The sequence below is a fragment of the Neobacillus novalis NBRC 102450 genome, from assembly GCF_001591805.1.
Lineage (GTDB): Bacteria > Bacillota > Bacilli > Bacillales > Cytobacillaceae > Neobacillus > Neobacillus novalis.
On record NZ_BCVP01000086.1, the window covers coordinates 1 to 3694 of the forward strand.

Here is a 3694-nt window from a genome sequence, read left to right on the forward strand (position 1 = left end):
TTCTTCGGGTGAACCATGAAGGACAGTTTCTCCTTTTTTCTAAAGTTTTGCTGTCAATAGTCCTGCCTTACTTGCAAGTCATTTTTTTCATATTCGGGACCGCCATATAGTTGAGAAATTTCTTTTGCCAATTCGTCTAAAAACTCATCTGTTAATATTGGTTTCTTTTGAATAGACATGTTATCCATCCTTTTCTGGTATGAAATATCATTATTATTTACCTATCATGGTTCAAGGATTCACAGTCCCAAATAATATAAATTTTTTATTTACTTTTTCTATGCACGGGAGTATGATAATCAACAGTTTCAAATTTCTAAATCGCTGAAACCTTATGGTACGGGGGAACCATTTTTTCGGGTTATTCATAACCCAAGGGGTGAATCCTAATTAGGTAGGGCTACTCAATGGCCCGAATCCGACAGCTAACCTCGTAAGCGTTATATGAGAAGGAAGGTGGAGCTTGTGGGACATGGAATGTAATGTCTACAGGTCTATTCATTTATGACTTGTAGGCTTTTTTTGTTTTAAAATTAGCTATTGTTTTCAGGAATTTTTTTAAAAAAAAGAATACTAACTATACGGCGGTGAACGGCTGTGATTTCTTCTATAAAGAGGTTTTTAATTGGACGTCCTTTAAAATCAACGGCTTTAGGGGAACAAAAGCTTTCTAAAACGAAAGCTTTGGCCATACTTTCTTCGGATGCTTTATCATCCGTTGCCTATGGTCCGGAACAGATCTTAATTGTCCTTTTTACATTGGGCACTCTAGCCTTTTGGTATTCGATTCCCATTGCAGCCTGTGTTTTAATTCTATTGGCTGCTTTAATTCTATCTTACCAGCAGATTATCTTTGCTTATCCGCATGGTGGAGGGGCGTATGTAGTTTCGAAGGAAAATTTAGGTGTAAATTCAGGTCTTATTGCTGGCGGATCATTATTAGTGGACTATATTTTAACGGTAGCCGTAAGTGTATCTGCAGGTACCGATGCCATTACATCAGCCTTTCCTGCCCTACATGCACACAATGTAGCCATCGCCATTGTTTTTGTGATATTTATAACCATCTTAAACTTAAGAGGGGTAACGGAGTCTGCCTCTATTTTAGCCTACCCTGTTTATTTATTTGTGTTTGCATTATTTATCTTAATTGCAGTCGGGTTATTCAACATCTTAACAGGGAACGTTTCACCTAACTTATCTGCGCCGCTTGGGACACCTGTAGCAGGAATTAGTCTGTTTATTCTTTTAAGAGCATTTGCTTCCGGTAGTTCTGCGCTTACAGGGGTCGAGGCTATATCCAACGCGATTCCAAACTTTAAAGACCCAGCACCGAAAAATGCTGCTAAAACATTATTGGCGATGGGGTCGTTACTTGCGTTACTATTTTCCGGAATTGTGTTTTTAGCCTATTATTATGGGATTTCTCCTCATGCCAAGGTGACAGTCGTCTCGCAAATTGCCGAAGCGGTATTTGGCCGGAATTTCATGTATTACTTTATCCAAGGGACAACAGCCTTGATCTTAATTCTTGCCGCCAATACCGGATATTCTGCTTTTCCATTGCTGGCGGTCAATTTAGCAAAAGATAAATTCATTCCAAGAATGTTTACCATTAGAGGTGACCGTCTAGGATACTCCAACGGAATCATCATTCTTGGCATTTCATCAATCCTTTTAATTATGGCTTTTGAAGGACAGACAGAACATCTAATCCCACTATATGCTGTGGGGGTTTTTATTCCCTTTACGCTGTCGCAAACAGGAATGATGTTGAAATGGATTCGTGAAAAACCTAGTGGATGGATAGTAAAGCTGATTATTAACACAACCGGTGCATTGATTAGTTTTACTGTTACGATCGTGTTCTTCTTAACTAAGCTCGATCGGGTTTGGCCTGTGTTCATTTTCTTACCGATGATCATTTTTATTTTCCACAGGATAAGAAGGCATTATGAGGCAGTAGGTGACCAGTTAAGGATTACCACTTGTGAGCCTGCAGTTCCGATTGAAGGAAATGTCATCATCGTACCTGTTGCGGGTATTACGCATGTGGTAGGAAACTCAATCAATTATGCAAAATCTCTTTCAGCTGAACAAATCATTGCTGTTTACGTTTCTTTTGAAAGGGAAGATGAAAAAAAGTTTGAAGAGAAATGGAAGATGTGGCAGCCCGATGTTCGACTCGTGACCCTTCACTCTCACTATAGAAGTATTATTCAACCATTGACTAAATTTGTTGATACGGTTGAACACAAAGCGAGTGAATCAAATTACCAAGTCACCGTAGTGATACCGCAGTTTATTCCGAAAAAAGGCTGGCACAATATTCTCCATAACCAATCAAGCTTACTGATCCGTTCATTCTTACTATATCGGAGAAACGTAATCATCACGACTGTGCCTTATCATTTGAAAAAGTAAATATCCAAAATGAAGAGCGGTGAAAAAGGCAGAGAAAAGTCTCTGCTTTTTTTTCCGCCAAGATCAATACTTCTTCACTTTAAAAATGGGGACTGGAACCCAAGGCAACTGGAGACTGACGCAAGGGTTCAAAAAAAGGTTAACAAAATATACATTTATTTAGGTCCCCCACATTGGTATTTTCTTATAAAATGGACATGAGGTTTTCAATATTATGGAAGGACGTGGCGTATGGCTTATAAACGCCGTACTAAATCTACTGAATTAATTATTCTCGGTTTCTTAAACACACGGATGACTTTACCTGAAAAAGACATGCAGCACTATTTCAGCCTAAAAAAGGGTTATGAAGGGGAGGTACTCTTTGATTCACTTACAGAAAAGCTTCAATTTGAATGCTATATCTTAAATGATTTGCTGTTCAAGGTAAACAACACTATGTTTCAAATTGATTCGCTGATTATTTCTGAAACCATTTACGTTTACGAAGTGAAAAATTTTGAAGGCAATTATTTTTACGATGCAGTCAAGGACAGATTATACAAGAGGCCCAAAAAAGAATACAATAATCCACTACATCAATTGAATCGCGGAGAATCCCTGTTCCGGCAATTACTCCAGAATATTGGGTATAACTTTCCTATTGAGGCCCAGGTAGTGTTTATCAATCCCGAGTTCACCCTTTACCAAGCTCCCCTCGACAGGCCTTTTATTTTTCCAACACAGGTAAATAGCTATTTGAAAAAGTTTGATTCGACACCATCAAGATTAAGTGGAAAACACAAGTTGCTGGCTGACAAATTAATTTCACTACATATTGAATAAAACCCTTATACACTATTACCTCCTTATAAATATGAGGATCTTCGAAAAGGGAATACTTGTGAGGTATGCAACTCGTTTTCAATTACTGTCAGTGGGCAAAAATGTATATGTGGAGATTGTGGGCACGAAGAATTGGTGACGTCTGCCGTTTTGCGAAGCGTGAAGGAATATAGGCTTCTGTTTCCTGGTCGAAAAATTACTACAAATGATATTTATGATTGGTGTAGGGTTGTGGAGTGTAAGAAAAGGATTAGCAGAATTTTAGAGAGAAACTTTAAAATTGTCGGGGTTGGTCAATGGGCATATTATGAGTGAAGGCTTGTGTTTTTTTGCTTGATTTCATTCTATAGATATTTGTGGGGGACAATTTTTCTTTAACCTTGAGAGTTTTGTCTTTAAGACTATTTATTAAAGACATTTTTGTCACTTACTTTGGCGGTTTTGT

At 38.1% G+C, this 3694-nt stretch carries 3 protein-coding genes, 1 pseudogene and 1 riboswitch; of the genes and pseudogenes, 2 read left to right on the forward strand and 2 right to left on the reverse strand.

Annotated elements, in window-relative coordinates; translation table 11 throughout:
- Nucleotides 1-53: 53 nt before the first annotated feature.
- Nucleotides 54-179 (reverse strand): hypothetical protein, encoded by a 126-nt coding sequence (locus BANVL01_RS27625; RefSeq protein ID WP_156482434.1) that lies wholly within the window; start codon nt 177-179, stop codon nt 54-56.
- A 133-nt stretch (nt 180-312) separates the two neighbouring features.
- A riboswitch (cyclic di-AMP (ydaO/yuaA leader) is annotated at nt 313-456 on the forward strand.
- Between the two features lie 77 nt (nt 457-533).
- Nucleotides 534-692, reverse strand: a complete 159-nt coding sequence (locus BANVL01_RS28480; protein WP_235845789.1) for a hypothetical protein — start codon at nt 690-692, stop codon at nt 534-536.
- Between BANVL01_RS28480 and kimA the strand changes: the two genes are divergently transcribed.
- Both kimA and BANVL01_RS26390 read left to right on the forward strand, forming a co-directional pair.
- The gene (kimA, locus tag BANVL01_RS26385) at nt 625-2424 is read left to right on the forward strand and encodes a potassium transporter KimA (protein WP_235845788.1); all 1800 of its coding nucleotides are present in this window, start codon (nt 625-627) and stop codon (nt 2422-2424) included. The two genes, BANVL01_RS28480 and kimA, sit on opposite strands and share 68 nt — an antisense overlap.
- Nucleotides 2425-2655: 231 nt before the next feature.
- Nucleotides 2656-3564, forward strand: a pseudogene (locus BANVL01_RS26390) (nuclease-related domain-containing protein).
- The last annotated feature ends 130 nt before the right edge of the window (nt 3565-3694 follow it).

What these genes read in the sequence shown, in the direction of transcription:
- BANVL01_RS27625 (WP_156482434.1), bottom strand. Translation starts at nt 179, where the DNA reads ATGTCTATTCAAAAGAAACCAATATTAACAGATGAGTTTTTAGACGAA.
- BANVL01_RS28480 (WP_235845789.1), bottom strand. Translation starts at nt 692, where the DNA reads ATGGCCAAAGCTTTCGTTTTAGAAAGCTTTTGTTCCCCTAAAGCCGTT.